The organism is Catalinimonas alkaloidigena (genome assembly GCF_900100765.1).
GTDB classification, from domain to species: Bacteria; Bacteroidota; Bacteroidia; order Cytophagales; family Flexibacteraceae; genus Mooreia; species Mooreia alkaloidigena.
This window is the reverse complement of sequence record NZ_FNFO01000001.1, coordinates 456,375-479,870: the sequence shown is the minus strand read 5'-3', so window position 1 is coordinate 479,870 and position 23,496 is coordinate 456,375. Positions and strand designations below refer to the sequence as shown.

At 59.7% G+C, this 23,496-nt stretch carries 13 protein-coding genes; 5 read left to right on the top strand and 8 right to left on the bottom strand.

Annotation, left to right across the window (positions count from 1 at the left end):
* Positions 1 to 3: 3 nt before the first annotated feature.
* Both BLR44_RS01835 and BLR44_RS01830 read left to right on the top strand, forming a co-directional pair.
* The gene (locus BLR44_RS01835) at positions 4 to 1,440 is read left to right on the top strand and encodes a c-type cytochrome domain-containing protein (RefSeq protein ID WP_176955866.1); all 1,437 of its coding nucleotides are present in this window, start codon (positions 4 to 6) and stop codon (positions 1,438 to 1,440) included.
* A gap of 138 nt (positions 1,441 to 1,578) precedes the next feature.
* Positions 1,579 to 2,166, top strand: coding sequence for a chemotaxis protein CheB (locus BLR44_RS01830; RefSeq protein ID WP_176955865.1), 588 nt, complete (start codon positions 1,579 to 1,581; stop codon positions 2,164 to 2,166).
* Between the two features lie 41 nt (positions 2,167 to 2,207).
* Here BLR44_RS01830 and BLR44_RS01825 read toward each other — a convergent pair whose 3' ends face one another.
* From BLR44_RS01825 to BLR44_RS01800, 6 genes are all read right to left on the bottom strand, one after another.
* Positions 2,208 to 3,806 (bottom strand): M81 family metallopeptidase, encoded by a 1,599-nt coding sequence (locus tag BLR44_RS01825; RefSeq protein ID WP_089678333.1) that lies wholly within the window; start codon positions 3,804 to 3,806, stop codon positions 2,208 to 2,210.
* Positions 3,807 to 3,992: 186 nt separating this feature from the next.
* Entirely contained in the window at positions 3,993 to 4,880 is an 888-nt protein-coding gene (locus BLR44_RS01820; protein WP_089678331.1) for a DUF5018 domain-containing protein, read from the bottom strand.
* On the bottom strand, positions 4,880 to 6,358 hold the full coding sequence (locus BLR44_RS01815; RefSeq protein WP_089678329.1) for a RagB/SusD family nutrient uptake outer membrane protein: 1,479 nt from the start codon (positions 6,356 to 6,358) through the stop codon (positions 4,880 to 4,882). Before BLR44_RS01815 ends, BLR44_RS01820 begins: the two co-directional genes overlap by 1 nt.
* A 16-nt stretch (positions 6,359 to 6,374) precedes the next feature.
* Positions 6,375 to 9,404, bottom strand: coding sequence for a SusC/RagA family TonB-linked outer membrane protein (locus BLR44_RS01810; protein ID WP_089678327.1), 3,030 nt, complete (start codon positions 9,402 to 9,404; stop codon positions 6,375 to 6,377).
* A gap of 216 nt (positions 9,405 to 9,620) precedes the next feature.
* Positions 9,621 to 12,797, bottom strand: a complete 3,177-nt coding sequence (locus tag BLR44_RS01805; protein ID WP_176955864.1) for a carbohydrate-binding protein — start codon at positions 12,795 to 12,797, stop codon at positions 9,621 to 9,623.
* Between the two features lie 133 nt (positions 12,798 to 12,930).
* Entirely contained in the window at positions 12,931 to 14,652 is a 1,722-nt protein-coding gene (locus BLR44_RS01800; RefSeq protein WP_143017061.1) for a carbohydrate-binding protein, read from the bottom strand.
* Positions 14,653 to 14,921: 269 nt separating this feature from the next.
* Between BLR44_RS01800 and BLR44_RS01795 the strand changes: the two genes are divergently transcribed.
* Positions 14,922 to 19,238, top strand: a complete 4,317-nt coding sequence (locus BLR44_RS01795) for a two-component regulator propeller domain-containing protein (protein ID WP_143017060.1) — start codon at positions 14,922 to 14,924, stop codon at positions 19,236 to 19,238.
* A gap of 11 nt (positions 19,239 to 19,249) precedes the next feature.
* On the opposite strand, the gene BLR44_RS01790 is transcribed toward BLR44_RS01795, so the two are convergent.
* A complete protein-coding gene (locus BLR44_RS01790) occupies positions 19,250 to 19,945 on the bottom strand; it encodes a hypothetical protein (protein ID WP_143017059.1) in 696 nt (231 codons plus the stop codon).
* A 762-nt stretch (positions 19,946 to 20,707) separates the two neighbouring features.
* Here BLR44_RS01790 and BLR44_RS01780 point away from each other — a divergent pair.
* Positions 20,708 to 21,283, top strand: coding sequence for a carboxymuconolactone decarboxylase family protein (locus BLR44_RS01780; RefSeq protein ID WP_089678314.1), 576 nt, complete (start codon positions 20,708 to 20,710; stop codon positions 21,281 to 21,283).
* A 7-nt stretch (positions 21,284 to 21,290) separates the two neighbouring features.
* Positions 21,291 to 22,511: a sensor histidine kinase gene (locus tag BLR44_RS01775; protein WP_089678313.1), complete on the top strand. Its 1,221-nt coding sequence runs from the start codon at positions 21,291 to 21,293 to the stop codon at positions 22,509 to 22,511.
* Between the two features lie 62 nt (positions 22,512 to 22,573).
* Here the strand turns inward: BLR44_RS01775 and BLR44_RS01770 are convergent, their stop codons facing one another.
* Positions 22,574 to 23,485 carry a PorP/SprF family type IX secretion system membrane protein gene (locus BLR44_RS01770; RefSeq protein WP_089678311.1) on the bottom strand — a complete coding sequence of 304 codons (912 nt, stop codon included), beginning with the start codon at positions 23,483 to 23,485 and terminating at the stop codon, positions 22,574 to 22,576.
* Positions 23,486 to 23,496: the final 11 nt, after the last annotated feature.

Genomic DNA, 23,496 nt, shown 5'->3' with positions numbered 1-23,496 from the left:
CCTATGCTCCTTCCGTTACTTCTGCAAGCGTCTGCGGCCTCGCCCCCCGATTTCGCCCTGTTTCTCGGGCGCTTTCATCCCCTGGTGGTGCACCTGCCCATCGGCTTTCTGCTCCTGGCGGGGTTGCTGGAGTGGCAGGCCAGGCGTCGTGACCGGGCCGCGTGGCAACCGGCCATTCGCCTGACCCTGGGACTGGGGGCGGTCAGTGCCGTGGCGGCGGTGGGGCTTGGCTATCTGCTTGCGTGGGGCGGTGGCTACGACGCCACTACGTTGTTCTGGCATCGGTGGTCCGGCCTAGGCGTGGCCCTGTTTTCCGTAGGAGCGTACGTCCTTAAAACGCGTACGCTCCGCGCGGTGCCTTCGTTTGTGTATCCCGGCTTGTTGGTCGGTATGCTGGTGCTTTTGCCGGTCGCCGGGCACCTGGGGGGCAACCTGACCCACGGCTCGGCCTACCTAGTGCAGTATGCCCCCAACCCGGTGCGTCGTTTGGCGGGGCTGCCGCCGAAAAAAGTAGCCCGCCCCCCTGTGACCGACCTGGATTCGGCGGAAGTATTTGCCGACCTGGTGCAACCCATTTTTGAAGCGCGGTGCGTCAGCTGTCACAACGAAACCAAACGCAAAGGAGGCCTGCTGATGACCAGCGCCGAAGGGTTGCTGGCGGGTGGAGACGGGGGGGCCGTCCTGGTAGCCGGTGATGCCCAGGCGAGTGACCTGTTTCGCCGGGTGGAACTCCCTCCTACCCACGACGACTTTATGCCCGAAGGGAAGTCGCCCCTCGACGATCCGCAACGTAAAATTCTGGCGTGGTGGATCAACGAGGGCATGCCCTTTACCGCAAAAGTGGCCGAGGTCTCCGTGTCTGATGAACTGCGGGAAATATTGCGCAACGCGACCGGTTTGCAGCCGATCGACGATAGTCCGCTGGCGCAGGAAGTACCCTCTGCTCCCGAAGAGGTGGTGTCCCAACTTCGTGCGCAGGGGTTTCGCGTTCAGGTGATCACGCAAACCAACGGATGGCTCGACGTTGGCCTGGCAGCGCCGGGGCAGGCACTCACCGCCCCGCAGCTCGACGCCCTGCTGCAGGCACAAGCGCACATCACCTGGCTTGATCTGAGTGGCAGCACGCTGCCGCCTGCCGTCGGCACGGTATTGGCTCAACTCCCGCACCTGACGCGCCTGCGTCTGGAGCGCACCTCGGTGACCGACGAAGCGATTGCGCAACTCCAGCCGCTGGCTCACCTGCAGTACCTGAACCTCTACGGCACCAACGTGACCGATGCCTGCCTGAAGACGTTGCAAGCTATGCCCGCCCTGCGACGGGTCTTTCTCTGGCGCACAGCCGTAACGCCCGAAGGCGCGGCGCAGGTGCGCGAACACACCGACCTGCAACTCAACCTGGGTCAGGTACCCTCAGAAACGGCCCTTTCGTCCACACGTTAGCCATTTTCCCCAGCGCGATTCGCCACAGGCACGCCCCCTGTAGGCTGCATGGACTCGCATAAAACGACGAACACCCGCACCTTTTGCCCGCTACTGCGTATAGCACCTAGAAAAGCGGCTCTCGAGCCTTCGTCACTTATGTCTGTACAAGTTGCATCATACCCCGTCATCGGGATTGGGCTCTCGGCCGGTGGTCTGGATGCTCTCCGTGAATTACTTTCTTATTTGCCGTCTCCGGCTGGCGCTACGTTCGTCGTGGTGCCGCATTTGCCCATCGGGCACGAGAGTCACTTCGATCAAGTGATTGGCCGCGTTACTTCGCTGCAGGTGGCCTGGGCCGCCAACGGTGCGATCCCCCAGCCGGAACACTTGTACGTGCTGCCGCCCCAATACGAGCTGGGTTTTCAGGAAGAGCGGTTTCGGCTGATTCCGCGCCAGAATACCGAAAAAATCAACCGGATGGTGGATCGGGGGTTTGCGGCTCTGGCGCAGGCCTTTGGTCGCCGTACCATCGGCATTGTGCTCTCCGGTACCGGCTCCGACGGCGTGGCGGGGGTCAAAGCCATCGAGCACAAAGGCGGCATTGTGATGGCTCAACATCCTAAAACGGCGAAATTCGAGGGTATGCCCGCATCGGTCATCGCCCATGATCATCCGGACATGATCGGCACGCCGCAACAACTGGCCGATCTGCTGATCAACCATCTGCCCTACAGCCAGGCCTGAGTTCTGGCTGGCTGTTCCCAAGACCCACCCTCAAAGAAGACTTACTTTGCGTTATCTGAAGCGGGAACCCACTGGGTCGTCAGGTCGGGGGTTTTCATGTTGGCATCGAGCGGAAACATGGGACGCTGGATGCGTTTGTAAGGCAGCCGCGCCAGATCCTGATCGACGCCACCCGGGGTCAGGGCCAGCAGCCAGTCGGCGCGCATGTCGTACAACTCCGGCACCAGGTAGCCGATCTTCACTACTACGATGTCGGTCTTGCGGGGCGCGAGCCCCAGGCGGGTAAAATCACGCTCGTAATGGTAGGGCTTTCGCTTCTGGGTCACGATCACGTGTACACTGCCCACCTTCACCACCACTTCTGTCTCGGCATCTTCGTCGCCCTGTTCGATGGCTTCGACGGTTCCTTGCAGCCGCACGGGCGGCGCATAGCGGTTATCGACCGCCGCGCCCGCCGTAGCGTCCACCTGACCACCGACCCCGACCTGCAGGGCCTGCCGGACCAGCTCCGGTCCGGGGATGGAGGCGTAGATGACCGAGGGGCCCTCGGCCGATGCAAACTCAGGACGCCCCAGGATTTCGCGCAGGGTCCAGGTCACGTCCCCGGCCCCACCCGCGGTAGGATTGTCGCCCGAATCGCTGATCATAAACGGTTGCTGGTTGCTGGCAATGGCGCGGTCCAGGCTCTCGTGCAACGAAGCGGTAGGCGCGACAAAGTCAAACTGTGACCGCACGTCCCAAAAGCGAGCGGCCAGTTGTTCGGCAGTCCGACGTACGTTGGTTTTATCGTCGCCGGTGACCATCACCACAGCATGGTTACGCGGCTCGTCCGCCCAGGCATAGCCGATCCAGATGGCTGCGTCGATAACGCCCGCCTGGGCCGCGGCCGGGGCTACCTGTGCGTACAAGCTCTTGCCGGGTTCGATGCGGGTACTGGTCTTTTCGCCGGGCAACAAAATCGGCACCGGAATCCAGGCTTTGTAAGCGGGTTTGCCTTTGCCCGATTCCAGGCGATTCAGCAGGTTTTCCACAGCCCGCTGCTTCGACTGAAGCGCATCTTCGTGCGGTGCCATGCGGTAGCACGTAATCAGGTCGGAATGGGAAGCCAGCCGCCAGGACACGTTGCCGTGCAGATCCATCGACGTCGAAATCACCGTTTTTTTGCCGATCACGTCGCGTATCCGGGCAATCAGATCGCCTTCCGGGTCGTCCAGCCCCACCACGCTCATCGCGCCGTGAATGTCGAAGAAGAGCCCATCGTACGGGGCGTTCTGCTTCAACCGCGCCAGCAACTTCCCTACCAGCGATTCGTAGGCTTCGCGGGTGACCACGCCGCCCGGCAGGGCACGGCCCACCAGCGCCGGGAACCATTCGGCCCGCTGCCGATCGAGCGAATCGGGGGCTAAAAAAGGGTAATACTCCAGAATGGACTCTCCTTGACGGGCATGAAACGCCTCTTCTTCCGTCAGTGCCGGCGAAAACGTGCTCGACTCAATGGCAAGGCCCGCAATGGCAACGCGTGGCAACTTCTTTTGAATTGAGGCAGCGGTACGTGACGCGGCGGGCTGGTTAGTGTCGACGACAGCGCCTGTTCCCAACAGGAGACAGCACAAAAGCGACAGCGGGAGGTACAGTTTCATGGCAAAGGGAGCTTAAGGCGATGAAGATACCAGATTACCACGTTTCGGCCCTAGCCTCCGACCCAAATTCTCCCGCGCAAAGCCTTGCCGGTCAGGTAAGCGGTTGGTTGCACGAGCCCCGGAGGGTTCCCACCAAAAAGCCGCTCCCGTGAGGAAGCGGCCGTCAAACAACCTACCAATTCTATCTTATTCCACTTTTTTCAAAGCGTACCAGAATACTTTGGCCGCGCCCAGCTCCATCTTGTTACCGGAGCCGTTCCAATCGATGTCGTACGGACCCGGCGCGAACGGAAGCTGCAGTTGGGTCTTCTCGGCACTCGCCCATTCCAGGGTCATGGACTGTGTATTACTCCCGTCACTCTGCTGGAAGGTAAGGGTGTTGTTGCTGAGGTTCCGGACGAACGTCCCCTGCCCCGCCGGCAGTTTGCGGAATTTGTAAGCGTAGTCGGTGCCGTCGTCGAACAGGAACGTACCGTACACGCCGTCTGCGCCCGGATCGTGGGTGTAGGTGCCGTACAGCATCCCGTCTTCGCGCACGCCTTCCAGCGCAAAACTCAAGCGGTCGTCCGTTTCGGCAGCGGCACCGGGTAGGTTATTGGCCAGGTCCTTCGTGCCGCTCCAGCCCCAGTCTTCGCCTTCACCGATGAAGTAGGTAAACTGAAAGCCGATCACTTGCCATGTCCCTTCCAAATCAAACTGGTACTCTTTCACTTCCACAGTCCAGTCGCGTGTTTCGCCCGATTCGGCAGTGACCCGGTACGTAACGCGGTGGTTATTGGCCGCAAAATTCACCGCCTCGCCCGACGCCGGGGTGACGGTCGACTGGTACGAAGTCATCACAAAGGGCGTGACGTTCGACAGGTCGGTGCCGGGTTTTACGTAGACCGTGACGAGGGCGGAATCGAGCGTACGGGTGATTTCGGCCGCCCCGATCTGCGCTTCGCCCACGACGAATTGCGTGATGGCGCGCTCGCGACTCACAAAGCCGTCGAACGGATCTTGCTGGCAGGCGCTGCACAGCGTCAGGCACACGAGCAAAAGGCCAAAGGTGTATTTATGAAAAGTGGTGGTCATCAGAGTTCAGGATTTAGGTCGGATTCGTTTTGAGGGATGTCGAAGAAGTACGGCGCGTTCTGGATCTGCTTGCCGAACTGGCCTTCCAGCACCGATTCCATCTGGTGCGTGCGGCGCAGGTCGAAGAGGCGATTGCCTTCAAACGCCAGTTCCCAGGCACGTTCCTGCACCACCGCCGCGCGGAACGTCGCCGCGTCCATGCCGGGGGCCAGCGGGTCGAGACCGGCACGGGCCCGCACCTGATTGATGGCGTCGTACCCTTCGGTCGTAGGGCCGCTCGCCTCGGCGTACACGAGTACGAGGTCGGAGTAGCGCAACACCGGCGTGTTGACACTGGTCTGGTCGCCGACCTGATACGGATCGATGAACTTGCGGGTGAAGGGGCGGCTGTAATCGTTAATGCCCAGCGTCCGCTCTTCGCCGTTGACGGTCACCGTCGAGACAATCAGCTCCGTTTTCCGTTTGTCGTGGTCGGCATACGAGTTGTACAGGCCGGGTTCGGTCAGGAAGTGGTTCCAGCCCGATTTGATCTGCACGCCGTCGTCGAGGGTCATCACCGCCCCGTCGATGTAGGGAATGAACATCAGCGGCAGCTTCGAGTAGTTGCCCTCGCTCTGGCCGGTGCGGTCGGTCGCTACGCTGAAAATGTGCTCGGGTCCGCCCTTCTGGTCAATGTCGAAGATGTCGCGCAACTGGTCGTCCAGGCCGTACTGCGACTGGTCGTTCAGCACCTTGCCCGCGTAATTTTTCGCTTCGGCGTAGGCGGCATCGGCGTCCGGAACAAAGTCGTAGCCCGGGGAGCCGGAGCTTTTCGACGAGGCCATGTGCAGGTAGACTTTGGAGAGCAGCGCCCAGGCACCCACCTGATTCGCTCGTCCGTCGCGGCGGACCTGGTCCATCAACTGACTGGCCTGTTGCAGGTCGGCAACGATCAAATCGTAGAGTTCCTGTAACGAGCTTTTCGGGGCGTTCACCTGCTCGATCGAGGTGACGGGTTCGGTGCGCATCGGCGCTTCCCCGAACAGCCGCACGAGGTTGAAGTAGTGCAACGCCCGCAGAAAGTAGGCTTCGCCGACGATCTGGTTGCGGAGCGCTTCGTCCATGTTGTCGATGTCAGGGACGTTGGCAATCACGGCGTTGGCCCGGTTGATGCCGATGTAGGCGTAGCGCCAGGCGGTGGTCACCTCGGGGTTGTCGGCCCGCGTGCGCAGCTCGTCCAGTTCGAAGTTGGACGCCCCGGCGTCGGGTTTGATCGTCAGGTTCTCAGTGGGCAGTTCCGTGACGATGAAAAACACCCGCGAGTAGTACTCGATTTCGGGGAGGATGGAATAGGCGTAAACGATGGCCGCCTGCGCGTCCTGTTCCGATTGGTAGAAATTATCGGTCGAGGCAAAGCCGTAGGGCTCTTCCTGGAGGGAACATCCGCCGAGGGTCGCAACGCTCAGCAGGAGTCCTATGCAAAGGGATTTCGTGTTCATGACAAAAGGGGTGGGGTTAAAGACCGAAGTTGAGACCCAGGCTAAAGACGCGCGGACGGGGATAGCTGCCCCAGTTCTGTCCGTTCTCCTGCACTTCCGGATCGTAGCCGGTGTGGAACTTCGTGAAGGTGTAGAGGTTGCTGGCCGACAGGTAGACGCGTACGTTGCTGAGGGCTTTGACGTTTTCCAGCGGCACGTTGTAGCCCAGCGTCAGGTTCTGGATGCGGAGGAACGACCCGTCGGTCACGAACCAGTCGGAGCCGTAGTAGGCGCGGTTCGAGCTGACACTCGGGAAAGCGTCGGTCGGATTGTCGGGCGTCCAGCGTTGCACCTGGCGGCTCGGCGAAAACTTCTGGAAGTCGAAGATGTCGTTGCCCTGCACGCCGTAGAGTTGCGCCGAGAAATCGAAGTTGCGGTAGCGCAGCGAGGTGTTGATCGTGTAGATAAAATCAGGGTTCGGGTTACCGATCACCGTCCGGTCGTTGTCGTCCACTTTCCCATCTTCATTCAGGTCCACGTACTTGATCTCGCCGGGTTGGGCCATGTCGCCGGACAGGCCCGCCGCTTCGCCTTCTTCCTGCGTCTGGATAATGCCGTCGGTCCGGTAGCCGTAGAAGGCGTTGTAGGGTTGGCCGATGAGGAAGGCGTTGAGCGGGCTGCGCAACATTTCGATGCTGCTGCCGTTCCAGACGAACTCGTTTTCGCCCATGCTGACTACTTTGTTGCGGTTCAGCGTGAAGTTGCCGCCCAGGGTCCACTCCAGCGGTCCGTTCAGGATCTGTCCGTTCAGTCCCAGTTCGATGCCCTGGTTGTCGATTACCCCATCGTTCACCCAGATGCGGTCGTAACCCGACGACGGGGTGATGTTGGAGCGCCGCAGCAGGTCTTCCGTGTGCTTGTAATAATAGTCGGCGGTCAGCGTAACGCGCTGGTTGAACAGACCGACGTTCAGCCCGATGTCAAATTGCTTCGTCGTTTCCCAGCGCAGGCTTTCGTTGGGCACGCCGCTCCACACTTTGTTGTAGCCGTCCCAGTCGAAAATGCCGGGGCCGTAGCCCACCTGAAACGCGCCGTCGAGGTAGTAGCGTCCCGTGCCCAGCCGGTCGAGGGTCTGGTAAGGACTGATGCCCTGGTTGCCGGTGAGGCCGTAGCTGACGCGCAACTTGGCTTCCGACAGCGCCGGGAGGTTTTTCGCGAACGCTTCTTCGTGGATTTTCCAGGCCACCGCGGCGGAAGGGAAAAACGCCCACTTGTTGTTCGCCCCGAACTTAGACGAACCGTCGGCGCGGGCCGTGAAGGTGACGAGGTAGCGGTCGAGGTACGTGTACGACGCCCGGCCGATCCACGATTCCAGCACCGACCGCGACAGCCAGTTGGAGGCGATCTGTTCCTGGGCGGCGTTCATGTTTTCGTTGCGCAGGTTGTCGTTCACAAAGCCGTGCCCTTCGAGCCGCGAGCCGCGCGAACTCGACAGTTGGGTAGTAAACCCGGCCACCAGATTCAGGTAGTGCTGGTCACTCAAGTGTTTGTCGATCGTGAAGTAATTCTCGTTCAGCAGTTCGTTACCCGACCAATTGTCGATCGTCCCGAAGCCTTCGAACTGATAGCCGTTGTAGGTCGCGTCGCGCGGCTCGTACCAGTCGTTGATCGAGTGGCCGTACTTGTTGCTCAGCTGCGTACGGAATTGCAACCACGGCGTGATCTGCCAGTTCAGGTAGGTCGTGCCCAGCACGTCGATGGTCTTGCTTTCGTTCAATACCTCGTTTGCGTAGGCGATGGGGTTGCCGAAATCGAGCGGGCTGATGCGGAAGTAGGCGCCCGTGGTGTCGTATACCGGGAAGATGCTGGAACGCCCGGCCGACAAGCCGCCGCCGTGGCGCATCGTGTGGGTGAGGATCAGGTTGACGCCGACCTTCACATTTTTGTGCACTTCCTGGTCGAGGTTGACCCGGCCTGTCAGCTTTTCGTAGCCGTTCTTGATCGCCAGTCCTTGTTCATTATAATAGTTGCCCGAGATCGAATACTTCGTCTTCTCGTTGCCCCCGTCGGCGGCGAGCGTGTAGTTCTGGGAGATGGGATTGCGGTAGACCAGCTCGGCCCAGTCGGTGCGGTACGGCCACGCCGGGCGATTCGGGTCGAGTCCCCGCAGCTCGGCGATGGTCGGGTAATACGTCCCCAGGTAATTCTGTCCCGTGTAGAGCGGTTCCAGTCCGGAGTTCTGCCGGGCCTCGTTCGAGATGATGGCCTCCTGCACCGGATCGCGCCAGACGTCCAGCTTGCTGGGCAGAGTCGACACGCTGACCAGTGAATTGAACGAGATGCGGGCTTTTCCGGCCTGTCCGCTGCGGGTGGTAATCAGGATCACCCCATTCGCGCCCCGCGAGCCGTAAATGGCGGCGGCCGACGCGTCTTTCAACACTTCGATGGAAGCAATGTCGTCGGGGTTGATCTGTTTGAGGTTCCCGGCGTCGCCCCACGGAAAGCCGTCGACCACGACCAGCGGACTGTTCGAACCGCTCAGCGAACTCACGCCCCGGATGCGGATCGTCGCCCCGGCACCCGGTTCACCCGACGGCGTAATGACCTGCAAGCCAGGAGCTTGCCCCTGCAACAGTTGATCGACCGAGGCGGCCGGTTTCTTGATGAGGTTGTCGGGAGCAATGGTCTCGACCGAGCCGGTCAGATCGCTTTTCTTCGTGGTGCCGTAGCCGACCACCACAATCTCCGACAGGGCGCGGACGTCGGACTCCAGCGACACGTCGATGCGGGTCTGTCCGTTGAGGGGAATTTCGCGGGTGAGGTAGCCGACGAACGAAAACACCAGCGTCGTATTTTCGTCGGCGACGTTCAGGGCGTACTGCCCTTCGATGTCGGTAATGGTACCGGTCGAGGTGCCTTTGACCAGCACACTGACGCCGGGAATGGGCTCGCCGTCTTCGCCGACGACCTGACCGCTGACCGCGACGCGTTGCGCCCAGGCGGCGGGCACCAGCCACAGGACCAGCAGCAGCCCTCGCAGCACGTGATGGGTAATCCGTCTGTACATAATAATAGAGTTGTAGGTTTTTGAAAAGGGCTTTGCGGAGCCTGAACCAAAGGTAGGCGGCGGGTTTCGCGAAGGATTGCACAGAAATCCGGAAGAATGAGACGCACGTCCCACCGAAGCATATGCGTCCTGGACATCATACTTCCGTCCATCCAAATGGTACGGGCGTCCAGCTTGCGGTAGGTAGAGGAATTATGAGAGCATAGTCATCGTCTGTTACTCCACTTTGACGGCGCGGAGCACTTCCGTGGGATGATGGCGGTGTTGCACGATCACGAAGTAGAGGCCCGGATGCATCTGCTGTCCCAGTTGGAGAGAAGCACCCGATGGACGGGGATGCGTTTGCAGGATGGCTCCGCGGGTGTTCAACAGCGTGATGGACTGGACATCCGGCGTCAACATTAGGGTGAACTGCCCGGACGACGGATTAGGATAAAGCTTGGTGTGGAAAGCGGGTGCGTCTTCTAACGCCGTGATGAGGGCCGCCTCGAAATAGTTCAGGTTGAAGTACTGCGACCGAAACTGAAAACGCAAGACCGCCTCACCGGCGGGCAGCGGCACATCCGGCACCGTGAGGGTCTGCCAGTTTTGCCACGCGCCCGTGTTGGGCACCGCAATCGCTTCGGCCACCAGCTGGTCATTTACCAGGAGGTCGAACGCTTGGTTGCTTTCCTGAGTCGCCACGCGAAACGAGAACGCGTAGGTACCCGCAGTAGCGACGTCGACGGTGTACTCTACCCACTCGCCCGCCTGAATGTCGGCCAGATCGAAGCCGCCGCCCTCGTCCGTACATACTTCCAAATCTACATCCGTATCCGTACGGTATTGGCCGAAGCGGTTGCCCGCCGAAAGGTCATAATAGGCCACGGACGCAATGCCTTCGTCGAAGTCTTCCGCCTCGATTTTTCCCGGCAAGGGATGCGGTGTGCCGCCGTAGGGCGTCTGGATTTGCGAAGGAAGCACCGTGACCTGCACTGGCGCTGATGCAACGGTAAACCCCTGGTTATCGGTCGCTTGGGCGGAGAGAGTGAACTGCCCCGCCGTCGGTGTCCACGACCACACAAACGGCGCTTCGGTTACTTCACCCAACAACGTTTCGTTGCGGTAGAAGGCCACAGACGCGATGGAGCCGTCGGCATCCGACGCTTCGGCCCGGAGCATAAGGGGATCGGGTAACTCTACCGTGGCATCGTCTGCCGGAGCAAGCAACGCCACCGTGGGTGCCTGGTTGGTCAACGTAAATTGCATCGCGTCGAGGTGAAAGCCCCCGGCATCGACGTGGAAGCGTAAGGTTTGTACGCCGGTCGTGCGCAGGGGTACTTCGATCGAAAGTTCTTGCCAGGTGTCGGCGCTTCCGGTAGCTGGAACCGATTGGGTCTTTGTGAGGCGGACGCCGTCCTGTTCCAGGTGAAACGTGCCGCCGGTCTGTGCCGACGCGACAGAGAGCATGACGGTGTATTGCCCCGCCATCTGAACGTCCACCGTGTAGTCGAGCCATTCGCCGTAAACCGTATTGGTGAGCGCGTAACCCCCGTTCGAAACGGTGGACAGATCGACACCCTCGTCAGGACGGTACGCCCCGCCAGTGTTGGTCGTTTCCAGGTCGTGGTACGCCACGCCTTCGCCACCCCGGTCGAAATTTTCTGCTTCCAGCGTACCGGGAATTGGGCTGGCGTCGCCAGTGTACGGTGCTTTGGCTTCGCTTTCTTCGGTCGTAAGAAGGTAGATGCGCGACTCATGCCCGGCCAGCGCCACCTTAGCGATTTGAAACAGGCCGTTTGTGACCTGCACCTGCCCGAGCGACGCATACGTCCCCGTTTCAGGATCGAAGCGTTGGAGGAAGTAGGTGCCGTTGGCCACCCCGGTCACGTTCACTGCCCCGGTGTTGCTGGAATCCTCACTTTTGTTCAGGGTGTACACAAAGTAGTTTGCGCCACTGTTCACGGCGTATAAATCCAGATTCTGAAGCGTGGTGAAGGCATTGGTCGAAGTAATGGTGCCGTTACCAGTGGCCAGCATCCGGTCGGAAATCTGCCGCACGCCCTTGAAATACGTGTACGTGCCGCGTTCGTCGAAAAATTCCCACCACCAGGTCATAGGCAGGATGGGCGTCGGGTTGAACAAGCCGTACCAAAGGCCGCGTTTGAGGTCGTAGTCCAACTCCGGCCCGATGGCCTCTCCGATGTTGTTCCAGTCCCAGTCGTACGAAAACTCCCCGATGACGTAGGGCTTGCCCGTGCGGTCGATCCCCTCCCGCAGAGCCGCGGGAATGCTTCCGGTGGCGCGGTAGATGTGTTTCATGTTGAAGTCAAAATCGGGTACGGCGGTGAGTCCCTCGATCTCGCGGTGCGAAATGCTGGTGGAGACGAGGTGTCCGTACGGATCGAGGTCTTTCAGGTAGGCGCTCATCTCCCGGTGCCACTGCGTCACGTCGGCGTGGGGAATGATCACCGTTTCGCCGTCGTACATCGCGTTGTCGACCTCGTTGAAAAATTCCCACACGGCGATGCTCGTGCTGTAGCCCCAACGCGCCACCAGGTAGCGCAGCCGGTTTTTGTACTTCGCTTTGGCTTCGTCTGAGGTAAAGAATTCGGCGGGGGTGTCGACCGGCCCTCCGTTAGTGGTGTTGTAATTGTTCTGCGGCCATTCGCCCGACGAGATAAAGCCGCCGTGTGCGTCGAGGGCCACCATCAGGTAGATGCCGAGCGAGTCGCACAGGTGGATCAGTTCGTCCATCCGCCGAATGGCACCGGGATTGAAGTAGGCATCGGAGTCGGTATAGCGGTCGGTGCTGATGACGTGTTTCCACTCCAGCGGCAGATTCCAGGCGTGCATCCAGAGTCGGATAAAATTCGCGCCGTGGTCCGCCAGTTTCGGCAGAAAGTAATCGTAGGTGTACTTCGGATCTTCCCATGAACGGGCCTCCCAGCCCACGTTTTCGCCGATGCCCCGAAACGGACGACCCGAACTGTACTGAAACGTCCAGGTATCGTGGGGCAGCACGAACCCGTCTTCCGCCGAAGGCGCTACCTCCATCGTGCCTTCCGCCGAAGTAGACGTCAGTGTTTCCTGCTGCCGGACCTCGAGTTGGTAACGGTAGGTGCCTGCCTCCCGGGGCGCAAAACGCGCTTTCCAAAGCGAATTGCCCGACGCCCCCGATTCGTAATAACAGGGCAGCACGACCCGGTTGCCGCTCGGCGCAGTGAAGACGAGGTCGAGCCGGATGTCGTCGGCGAGGTAGGGATTGGTGAAGGGGACCGTCAGCGGAAGGTCGAATTCTACCTTTTCGTACTGCACGGGTGTGTCGGTGCGAAGGGTCTGCGCCAGCAACGCCGGCGGCAGCGCCACTCCCAGGAGCCACAGCAGGGCCAGGCGGGCGAAGGATCGGTTCATGAAACGAAGGAAAGGTTGATGCATGGTCTAAATCAGGAACTTGGTTGAGAAGGGAGAAGCCCTGCGCGTCACCCCGGGATGACGGCGCAGGGCCTACGTGCGTCGGGCACGCCGGTGCGGGGATCGCCTTCGGTCAGTGCCCTTTCAACAGTTTTCCGGTCGTGGTTTCCTGCCCCGCCGTCATCCGGTAGAAGTACACTCCGTCGGGCACCTCCTGCCCCTGGCGGTCGGTACCGTTCCAGGAAACGTGTGTCGCCGCCGAGGGCAGTTCTTTCGTGCCGAACGTGCGCACCTGCCGACCCGATAGATCGTAGATCTCCAGGCGAAATACCCCTTTGGGTACCTGCACCGGAATGGTCACGTCACGAACAAAGGGATTGGGAAACGGCTGATGGGGCGCAAGCGTGCCCTGCGCCGGTGCGGGGGCCACGACACGGTTGTTCGATGGAATGATGGCCCACCAGTTGAAGTTCCAGCCACCGTTCAGCGCCTTGATGCCGAAATTCTGCGTGCCCGCGTTCAGGTTCACCGTTTGGTAGATCGTCGTCCAGGTTTGCCAGCCTCCGGTCGAGGGGATGTTGATTGTGCCATAGACCTGGCCCCCGCCGCCCTGTTCCAGTTGCAGACTGCCGCCACCGTTCTGGCTCGCCACCCGGTACGCGATGGTATAGGTACCGCTGGCCGGCACGTTGATGTTGCTGTAGCTCATCCAGTCACCGGCGTCGATCCAGCCTACATTTTGCCCGCCGCTTTCGTCGGAGGTGGATTCGGTCTGCACCCCGCTCATGTTTGCGTAATTCTCCGCCTGAATGTATTGGGTTCCGCCCGACGGAGGCGTCGTGACGTTATCCCATCCGGGCATCTCGTTGAGCGTCAGGACGCGGCCCGACCAGTAGATGTCCTGGATTTTCTGATTCGAGTTGTGTTGAAACGTCAGTTCCGACCAGCCCATGAAGAACGTCCAGAGCGGTTGGGCATTCAGTACGTTGACGGCGGGCAGGTCCTGGCACTCGCCGATGCCGATGGGTTTGCCCCCCGCTTTGTTGACCAGCGCGTTGTATTTGGCGGTTGTGTAGCCCTGCCCGTCGCTCCAGTACATGTCCATCGTCAGCACATCCCAGTAGCTGCCGCCCGGATCGTAGCTGTTCAGGTCGCTGGACAGGGAGCTGAAGTCCTGCAAGTTCCAGACCCAAATCAGGTTCGACAGCCCCTTTGTGTAGGTGAAATAATCGTGGGTAATCTGGTACAGCTTCGCCGTGCCGTTGGGGCCGGGGCGACCTCCCCACCAGAACATCCCCTGGTTCATCTCGTGCAGCGGCCGAAAAAATACTTCGACGCCCGCGTCTTCCAGTTGTTGCAGGTAGTAGGCCACGTCGTCCATCCGACTTTTCCAGGCGTTATTGATGGCGGTACCGTTGGTAGTCAGCTGGTTCCATTCCCAGTCGGACATCTGACTCAGCACGCCGTTTCCGTCCCAACCGCAGGGTTCGCCCTTGGCGGGATTGCAGGCGTGCCACATCAGGTTGATCATCGCGCCGTTGTTCCACTCCGTGATGACCTGGTTGGTCATGGTCTGGCGGTTGGCGATTTCGTTGGGTTCGAATTGAAAGTCCGCACTGTAAAGGCCCGGCCACTGGCCCACCACGTTGTGCAATTGCTGGCTGTAACTGTTCGGATTTGCGTTGGGTTGCCGGTTGTGCATACCGCCGATGGTTTGTGAGCCGCGGATGCTGTACAGAAAGTTGAGCGACTTGTGTGAGGTCTGCGCCAGGCAGTCGGCAAAGGGCACCAGAATAATTAGAAGAAGGATGCCGAACCGCGTCCTCGGGTGGGTAAGACGGAAAGGGTGTTGCATGGTTGCTTTGGGGTTGGGGTGATAGAACGATAAAAAGTGATGGTGCCGAAAGGTAGGCGGCGCGGCGGGAAGCGCGTTGCACGTGCGTCCGGAAGGATGCCACAGGTGTCCCGGGGCAGGCACGATAGTACAGGCATCCGAAAAGATCGTACGACCGTCCCGCACCTGCCGGAACCCCCCACAAAAGCCGCCCAGCACGGCACGAGGGTTTCGGAGATCTTTGTATCTTCCCTCCCAGCGTACCTGCATTTTTACCAACCACCTGCCTCGTGAAACGCCTGCTTTGCTTCGCCTTGCTTCTCGTGGATGCTCTGGGAACCACCCTGTGTGCCGCCCCTCACCCGGAGGCGACGTCCCCCGCGCCCGCGACCTACAACCTCTACCACCTCGGGACCGACGAAGGGCTGCCCAGCGACAACATTGAATACGTGTTCCAGGACAGCTACGGCTTTTTGTGGGCCTCCAGCTACGACGGGCTGATCCGGTGGGACGGACAAACGTTCGTGACCTACGCGCACGACGAGGCCGACAGCACGAGCCTGTCGCACAACATCATCAACTGCATCTGGGAAGATAGCCAGCGGCGGCTCTGGATCGGCACCAACAACGGCCTGAACCGGTACGACCGCACGCGGGATCAATTTCAAAAATGTGCCCTCGGCCGCCCGGAAGAGAACATTCCGGTCAACGTGATCCGGGAAGACGGGCAGCATCGCCTCTGGGTGGGCACGTCGCTGGGGCTGTGTCAGTACACGCCGGAGACGAACGCGAGTCGCTGGTTTCACTACGAGCCCGACAACCCGAATTCACTAAGCCACGACGTGATTTTCGGGATGGCGATCGATGCGCAGGACCGCCTCTGGCTGGGCACGTTCAACGGCGGCGTGACGCGCTTTGCCCCCCGCACCGGCACATTCGTGCGCCTTACCCACGAGGCAGACGACCCACAGCGTCTCTCCAGCAACAAGATCCGTTCCGTGTACATCGACGGGCCGGGGCGTGTCTGGGTCGGGACGTTCGACCGGGGGATTACGCTGCTGAACCAGGACGGAGACGTGCTGCGCCAGTACCCCCGCTTTTCAGACGAAGCGGGAACGGGACAGGACATGATTTCCAGCCTCTACGAAGACCACACCGGGCAACTCTGGGTGGGCGTCAGCAACGCCAATGCCTACTTCCTGGACGATCAAGGCAACTTCCAGCCGTTTACCAATCCCGCTTACAAAAAACCGGAGGTACAGGCACGGACCGTGACCTCCTTCTGCGAAGACAGTTTCGGGAATCTGTGGTTCGCCACACGCGGGCAGGGCCTGTTTTACACCAATCCGGGCAAGAATGTCTTCCGCTCGTATGCACAGCACAAAGGCCCCGGTGGCCTGAACCATCCCGTGGTGTCCAGCTTCCTGGAAGACGACCGGGGTACGATCTGGGTCGGGACGGACGGGGGCGGCCTGTCGCGCTTCGAGCCGCAAACCCAGCGGTTTTCTCACGTGACGACGCAACAGGGCCTGAGCAGCAACGCCGTGATGGACCTGAAACAGGACCGAAACGGGCAACTCTGGGTAGCGACCTGGAGCGGTGGCCTAGTACAGTTCGATCCCGCTACGCGGCGGGCGCAGGTGTTCATGCACGATCCGGCCGATCCCCATTCGCTGCCCTATAACAACCTGAAGGCCGTACTGCCCGACGATTCGCTGCTGTGGATCGGGACACACGGCGAGGGGCTAGCGGTGCTGGATCTGCGTACGCACGAGATCATCCACCACCGGAATAACGACCGCTTTCCGTTCGATTTGCGTGCCCCGGCCTGGATCAACCACCTCTACAAAGACACGAAGGGACGGCTCTGGATCAGTACCTACAGCGGCCTGTTTGTGATCGAGGGACCACAGATGCGGCACTACGCCCACCGGCAGGACACCACGACGATCAGCAGCAACGGGGTAAACATGGTGGCGGAAGATGGCCTGGGCCAGCTCTGGGTCGTCAGCGAATCGGGCGGGCTGGACCGGTACGACGAGGCGGCCGATCGGTTCGTACGCTACAGCGAACGTTACCACCTGCCGCACACGCTGAAAGCCCTCGCCACCGACCACCAGGGGCAACTCTGGCTCAGTTCGAACGTGGGCCTGATCGCTTTCGATCCGCAGGCCGGAACCAGCGTCCACTACGACGTGTCCGACGGGTTGCAGGGCAATTCGTTCTTCCTGAAATCGGTGCTAAAAAGCCGAACGGGCGAGCTGTACTTCGGCGGCACCAACGGCTTCAACGTGTTCGCGCCGCAGCAGGTGCAGCCGCCCCGCTTCGACGCGCCTTTCTACCTGAGCGACCTGTACCTGTTCGACCAGCGGCAGGCACCGGGTGCGGACGGTTCGCCGCTCGCGCGGGAACTGGCCTTCACCGACACGCTGACCCTGACACACCGGCAGTCGTTTTTCACGCTGGCGTTTGCGGCCATCAACCTCTACGCCCCGCACAAAATGCAGTACCGCTACAAACTGGAAGGGCTGCACGACCAGTGGGTCAACCTGCACCACGAGCACCGCGCCTCGTTCACCAACCTCGATCCGGGCACGTACCGGTTTCGGGTGCGTTACTCGGACGACGGGCAACACTGGCAGGAAGCTTCTTCGCCGCTGCACATCGTGGTGCTGCCGCCCTGGTGGAAAACGTGGTGGTTCCGGGCGCTGGTGGCGTTGGCCCTTCTCAGCCTGATCGGGTTACTTTTCTACCTGCGTGTCCGTTCCATCAAGGCCCACAACCGCGAACTGCGGGAAGAGGTCGCCCGGCAAACCCACGAACTGCTGGACGCCAACGCCGCCCTGCAGGAAAGCAGCGAAGAGGTGCGGCAGCAGAACGAGCGGCTGGAAGAATACAACGTGGAGATAACGCGGAAGACGAACAAGATCCTTCACCAGCAGGAACAGATCGTGGAACAGAACCAGGAACTGGAAAAGACCGTGAACGCCCTGGCCGACCTGAACCGCACGAAAGACCGCTTCTTCTCCATCCTGGCACACGACCTGAAAAACCCGGTGTACGCCTTGCTGGGCAACCTCGCGGTGCTACGCCAACAGGCCCGCCGCGAACAGCCGCACGCACTGCACGCTTCTGTCGAACACCTGCACCATTCTTCCCGCGCCATTTCCCAACTGCTCGATAACCTTCTGGACTGGTCGCGCACGCAGTCGAAGAATATGGCCTTTGCGCCGGTCGCCTTGTCGGTACGGGAGCTGCTCTGGCGGAACGAAACCTTGGTCGCCCCGCTGTGTGCCCAGAAAGAGCTGACGTTGCAGATCGACGTACCGACCGAGCGTTACGTCTGGGCCGACGCCTACATGCTCGACGCCATTGTGCGGAACCTGCTAAGCAACGCGATCAAATTCACGCCCCGGGGCGGACGGATCGACGTTCAGGCCCGCCTCGAAGGCGAAGAAGTGGTACTCACCGTGCAGGATACGGGCGTAGGGATGACGGAGGCGCAGCGGCGCAACCTGTTCCGGATCGACCACAAAAGCCATACGCCCGGCACCGAAGGGGAAACCGGGACGAGCCTGGGGCTGATCATCACCCGCGAATTTCTTCACCTCAACCGAGGCACCATCGACGTGGAAAGCACGCCCGGGCAGGGCACCACGTTCCGCGTACGGCTGCCGCAGGCGCAGGACGTTTCCCGCCCGCATGTCGCCGCCGACCTGAAACAGTTGCCGTCGCGGGCTCTCGACTGGTCGGTGACGACCGCTAGCGAAAGTGCGCCGCCCCCGGTGTGGGCCGTGCCGGAGAAGCTGCAGTTGCTGAAAGGCCGACGGGTGCTGATCGTGGACGACGATCCGGCGCTGCGGGCGCACCTCCGTGCCCTCTTGTCGGGCATCTTCGAAATTTTCGAGGCGGAAAATGGCCGCCAGGCCATCGAACGAGCCCAAGAGCACCAGCCTGCCGCCATCGTGTCCGACATGCTGATGCCAGTCTTGGACGGGTTGCAGTTCTGTCGGGCGATCAAACAAAATCCAGCGACTTGCCACATTCCGGTCATCCTGCTGACCAGCCAGCGCGAAGAAGAAAGCCAGTTGTCCGGTTACGAGGCGGGCGCCGACGCGTACCTGACCAAGCCGCTGCATCAGGAAATGCTCGTGCAACTGATCTACAACTGCATCCAGACGCAGGAGAAAGTCAGGCAGAAGTTCCTGCTGTCCGACGAGATCCATCCGGACGAATTGCTCGAAAACAAACTCGACGCCGACTTCATGGAGACGATGGTGCGTTACATCGAGGCGCATTTGCAGGAGCCGGAGCTCAACGCCGACGCCCTTTGTGACGTGACGGCCCTCAGCCGGTCGGTGCTCTACGCCAAATGCAAAACCCTGACGGGACAGGGCGTTCACGAATTCATCAAGTCCATCCGCCTGAAAAAGAGCGTCCGGCTGCTGGTGGAAGACCGACTGAGCGTCAGCCAGATCGCCTACGAAGTGGGCTTCAACAGCCCTTCGTACTACATCCGCTGCTTCAACAAACAGTACGGCGTCTCGCCCAAAGAATACCTCAAACGTCTGCGCAGCGAAGTCAGCGGGTCACCCGAAGTTCCGTAGCGTCTTGTGTTTCATTTCTCTACCTTCCACTTGCCGTGCCCGACCAGTTGCAGGGCCGAATAGATTTTATAATAGTAGAGTCCTGGGGCGAAGCGGTCTTCGGGAAGCGAGAAATAGCTGTCGCGCAAAGGCATCTCGTACACGTGCCGCCCGTGCAGGTCGAGAAATGCGATGTAATACGCATCTTCTGCCAGAGAAGCACTGACCGAAAGTTGCTGGCGTCCGTCCCAGGGATTGGGCGCGAGCGTCAGGTTCTTGATCGGCAGAAACGAAGCCACCGGCCCGACGTACGCTACGGTGCCCGCGTCTTCCACCAGCTTGAGTCGGTAGTAAGTATAGCCCGCCCAGGGCGTAGGGTCTGTGGTGTTGTATTTCGTAACGGCGTAGCGGTTGTGTACGCAGGCCAGTGAAGCGACCGACTCAAACTGCAGGCAGTCGCGCGAACGTTCCAGTTCGAACTGCGCAACACGAAAGCCGGGTTGTGTCGCCCACTCCACCGCGATGGTTGCCCCTGAGGCACATATTTTGAATCCGGTAACTCCTGACGTGACGTCCGACATCACGGCGAGCGCCAGTTGGCCTACTATTTCAGGACTGACGAAGGGAACTGTTTTGAGTGAACTTTCCTGTGCGACTGCGGGAGTCGACAGAACCATCTTCGACAATACGCTAAAAGTAGCTGCCCTTAAGAAAGGAAAGCGTTTCATAAGGATAAACGAAAGGTTATTACAAACAAAAAGCAAGCCCAGCTAAAAAATCGGCGCAAATCTAGAAGCGTCCGGGTAAGTGTTTTTGAGCAGATGCGCTTGCTTTATGAGCATGTACTAAAAGTTGGTAGCCGAACGCCATTGAGGTTTTTGAAGCTGATCAGGCAGGCGGATGGCGCACCAGAACGAAGCAAGTAAAGCACTAATTACGAACAGGATAGCGTAAGAAAACGGAGTAAATCTCACGCATCAACATATGAATATTTGTTTTTCTGATCGAACCTGATGTTCTGTTCCTTTTGAGGAACGTCTGCCGGTAGTGTTCCACTTATTTCTCTCCTCCAAGGTGCGGCTGTCGCTCTTGTAGAAAACCATCACCTCCGGCCCGGAAAATCGATTTTACAACAAAACTTACCCTAACTCCTGAGCTTTCTTGCAGGCGCTGCCGACACTACACCTTCTTGAGGAGTGCGGCTCAAAACACTAAGAAGGTGCACTCTCCTCTCCAGGGTCTGCTTTCAGGAGAGGGTGAAGTCACACCTGTTACCGGCAAAAACGCCCTGCACTTACGAGAAAGACGGTACATAGCGTACCCTCTTCCACACTACCCCCGCTTTTGGTTATCACTATTTTTAACTTCCTTTGGCTTTAAGTTATACAACCTCGTACACCTCTATGCTTTTTTTAAGGGCTTTACAGTAGCCCAGTACCGCCGTCTCTGGCGCTTAACCACTCGTATTTTTCAGTATTCATTTAGACTCTATGTTAGCAACTACAACGACGCGCTTCCGTGTTATTGAATTAGAAGAAGCCTCGCCCGAAGTGGCCGAGATTTACCAGGAAACCATGCGCGAAATGGGCATTCCGTTCGTGCTGAACTGGTTCAAATGCCAGGGCACCAACCCTACCCTCCTGCGCGGCAACTGGGAAAAGCTCAAAGCGACCATGTTGCGCGGGCAGGTACCGTTCATTTTGAAACAGCTCATCATCTATAACATTTCGAAAAAGAAAGGCTGCCACTATTGCGCCCATGCGCACGGCGTGATGGCCGATAGCCTCAGCGCGACCCTCACAGGTGACCCGGCTGTCAAGCTGACCGACAATGTTTACCAGGACGCCGTTCCGTCGGCCTACCAAACGGCCATCCGTACCGTAACCAAGTGCGCCCTGTCGTCGGCCAGCACTACCGATGAAGATTTCGAGACGCTGCGCGAAGAAGGATTTGCCGAAGAAGAAGTGCTGGAACTGATGAGTCTGGCCGACCTGACCAACATGCTCAACACCATCGCCGATATTTCGGGCATTCGCATCGATAACGAGCTGATGGAAATTAAATAAGCCCGTTTTGGTCAACAATCAACTGCTTTACGAAGCTACTCAACGGCTGCGCTACGAGACTTTTGCCAAGATGTCGGCCGAAGTCAATGCCGCGGCAGATCTGACGCGTGTGGCGCAGTCGTTGGCTAGCAACCTGAAATACATTGTCGATGCATCGGCCTGCCGCCTGCTGGTAGCCTACGAAAACCAGGTGGTTTCGATCGAAACGGCCCGGGCGCAGTGGCAGGTCCGCGCCGAAGGCGTTGCGTTCACGCCCTTCGAACAGCGGGTGCTCGCGACCGGCGTCCCCATAGTGCAAACGGACGACCAGGGGGGCGTCCTGCCGTTGTACGGCAAACCCCTGGCGCACCTGTGTTTTTTTCCGGTGGTGATGCAGCCGGGCCAGCAGTTGCTGCTGATTGTGGGCTGCAAAGTGCCGGAGGCTTATAACGAAACCGATTTTCGTTTTTTCCGACTCATTGGCCAACTGATGCTGAACCGCATCACCAGCCTGCTGGTCTTACAACACCTGGAACAGATTGTAAGCGTACGGACACAAGAGCTACGGCAGGCCAACCAGGAACTCAACACCCTGTTCTACCGCCTGTCGCATAACTTCCGCCGCCCCCTCACGTCGCTCATGGGGTTGTTCGGGCTGATCCGTACGATAACGCCGGAGCCGCAGGTGCACGACATGCTGGGGAAATGCAACGAAGTGTTGTCGGGGATGGATGCGATGCTGCGCAAGCTCAGTACGCTCAGTGAAGTAGAGGCGGTAGAGCAACTGCGTATGCCGCTCAACTTCTACAGCATCGTCGAGATGCTACGGTTGCACTACCAGCCGGCGCTGCAGGACAAACAGATTGCCCTGGACGTGGTGATCGAAGTCACGCAGGAAGTCCACTTTTATGCCTTCGTGGTGCACGCGCTGCTGCAAAATCTCCTGGAAAACGCGATCTTCTTTTTAGGGCAGCACCCTTCACCGGTCCGGCGCATCGGGGTACAAATCCGCGCCCACCAGGGCGAGCTGGAATTGAGCGTCCATGACAACGGACCGGGCATCAGCCCTGCCATTCAGGAGAAGGTCTTTGAGCTTTACTACAAAGGCGACGTTACGTCCAAGGGCGAAGGGCTGGGGCTGTACGTCGTGAAGAAAATCGCAGAACGCTATGCAGGAACAGTCGCCCTGCACAGCCCGGCGACCGGGGGAACGCAGGTCGTCATCCGCTTTGCGTTGCCAGAAGCGTAACGCGGATTGCCCCTCCCCTGGCGCATGTTACCCCGCGGAATTTAACGCGCCTCTCCTTTTGCTTATTTCCCTTCAATGGCCGGCTCTACGATCAACGCCGGCTGGCCGTTGAACTGGCGCTCCCGGAAGCGGAAGGAAACCGTCAGTTCGTGTACCGACGTAGCCAGATGCTGGTATTTGCCAATAGGGTATCCGAATGCGTACCCCACGTGCACTTCCCGGAACGAAGCACCGGCCCCCATCATCAGGTTTCCGGTGGTTCGGTAGCCGAGCTGTGCCCACCACTGCTCCTGCCAGATAACTTTCGCATTCAGGTCGGCCCAGGCGCTGCGGTCTCCCTGCCGACACAAAAGCACCGAAGGTTGTACCATCAGCCGTTCGCTGTTGTCGCCAAAGAGATACGTCACTTGACCCAAATATTGACCCGCGCCCCGGCTTTCGTCCGTTAGCATGTCCTGCACCGTTGCCGCCACCGAAAGACGGCTCCAGGTGTAGACCATCCCCACACCGGCCAGCGGCTGTACGTGTCCGTTGTTCGTGTTGTTCAGTACGGGGTCGTTGGGGTCTACGTACGCATTCTGCCCGCTGTAATCCTGCGTCACTCTGTCCCAGTTGAAGCCAAATGAAAGCCCGAAACTCAGGCGCTGGCTCCAGCTTAACGGGACATGGCACGCGGCCACTGCCTCCGCACTCGTATGGGCAAACACGGACTGCGTGCTGGTTTGCACGCGCATGCCCAACCCCAAACGGTCCGTCAGCCCGCCTTGCAGGTAAAACGCGCCGCCGGTGTACTCCTGTGCTTGCGCCAGACGAAAGCGGGTCGCCTGCAAATCGGCCCGGACCTGATAGCTCACCCCGGCGTAGGCAGGGTTGAGACTGAACTCGTTTTCGGTGTATAGGTTATTCCCGATGTTGATTTGTGCCCACAGGCTATGACTCAACAGGCATGCCACCCAAAAGCCTAATTTTTTCATATTTCCTGGAA

Excerpts from the sequence above, each read along its gene's own strand:
- BLR44_RS01835 (WP_176955866.1), top strand. The coding sequence starts at position 4 with ATGCTCCTTCCGTTACTTCTGCAAGCGTCTGCGGCCTCGCCCCCCGAT.
- BLR44_RS01830 (WP_176955865.1), top strand. The coding sequence starts at position 1,579 with ATGTCTGTACAAGTTGCATCATACCCCGTCATCGGGATTGGGCTCTCG.
- BLR44_RS01825 (WP_089678333.1), bottom strand. The coding sequence starts at position 3,806 with ATGAAACTGTACCTCCCGCTGTCGCTTTTGTGCTGTCTCCTGTTGGGA.
- BLR44_RS01820 (WP_089678331.1), bottom strand. The coding sequence starts at position 4,880 with ATGACCACCACTTTTCATAAATACACCTTTGGCCTTTTGCTCGTGTGC.
- BLR44_RS01815 (WP_089678329.1), bottom strand. The coding sequence starts at position 6,358 with ATGAACACGAAATCCCTTTGCATAGGACTCCTGCTGAGCGTTGCGACC.
- BLR44_RS01810 (WP_089678327.1), bottom strand. The coding sequence starts at position 9,404 with ATGTACAGACGGATTACCCATCACGTGCTGCGAGGGCTGCTGCTGGTC.
- BLR44_RS01805 (WP_176955864.1), bottom strand. The coding sequence starts at position 12,797 with ATGAACCGATCCTTCGCCCGCCTGGCCCTGCTGTGGCTCCTGGGAGTG.
- BLR44_RS01800 (WP_143017061.1), bottom strand. The coding sequence starts at position 14,652 with ATGCAACACCCTTTCCGTCTTACCCACCCGAGGACGCGGTTCGGCATC.
- BLR44_RS01790 (WP_143017059.1), bottom strand. The coding sequence starts at position 19,945 with ATGAAACGCTTTCCTTTCTTAAGGGCAGCTACTTTTAGCGTATTGTCG.
- BLR44_RS01780 (WP_089678314.1), top strand. The coding sequence starts at position 20,708 with ATGTTAGCAACTACAACGACGCGCTTCCGTGTTATTGAATTAGAAGAA.
- BLR44_RS01770 (WP_089678311.1), bottom strand. The coding sequence starts at position 23,485 with ATGAAAAAATTAGGCTTTTGGGTGGCATGCCTGTTGAGTCATAGCCTG.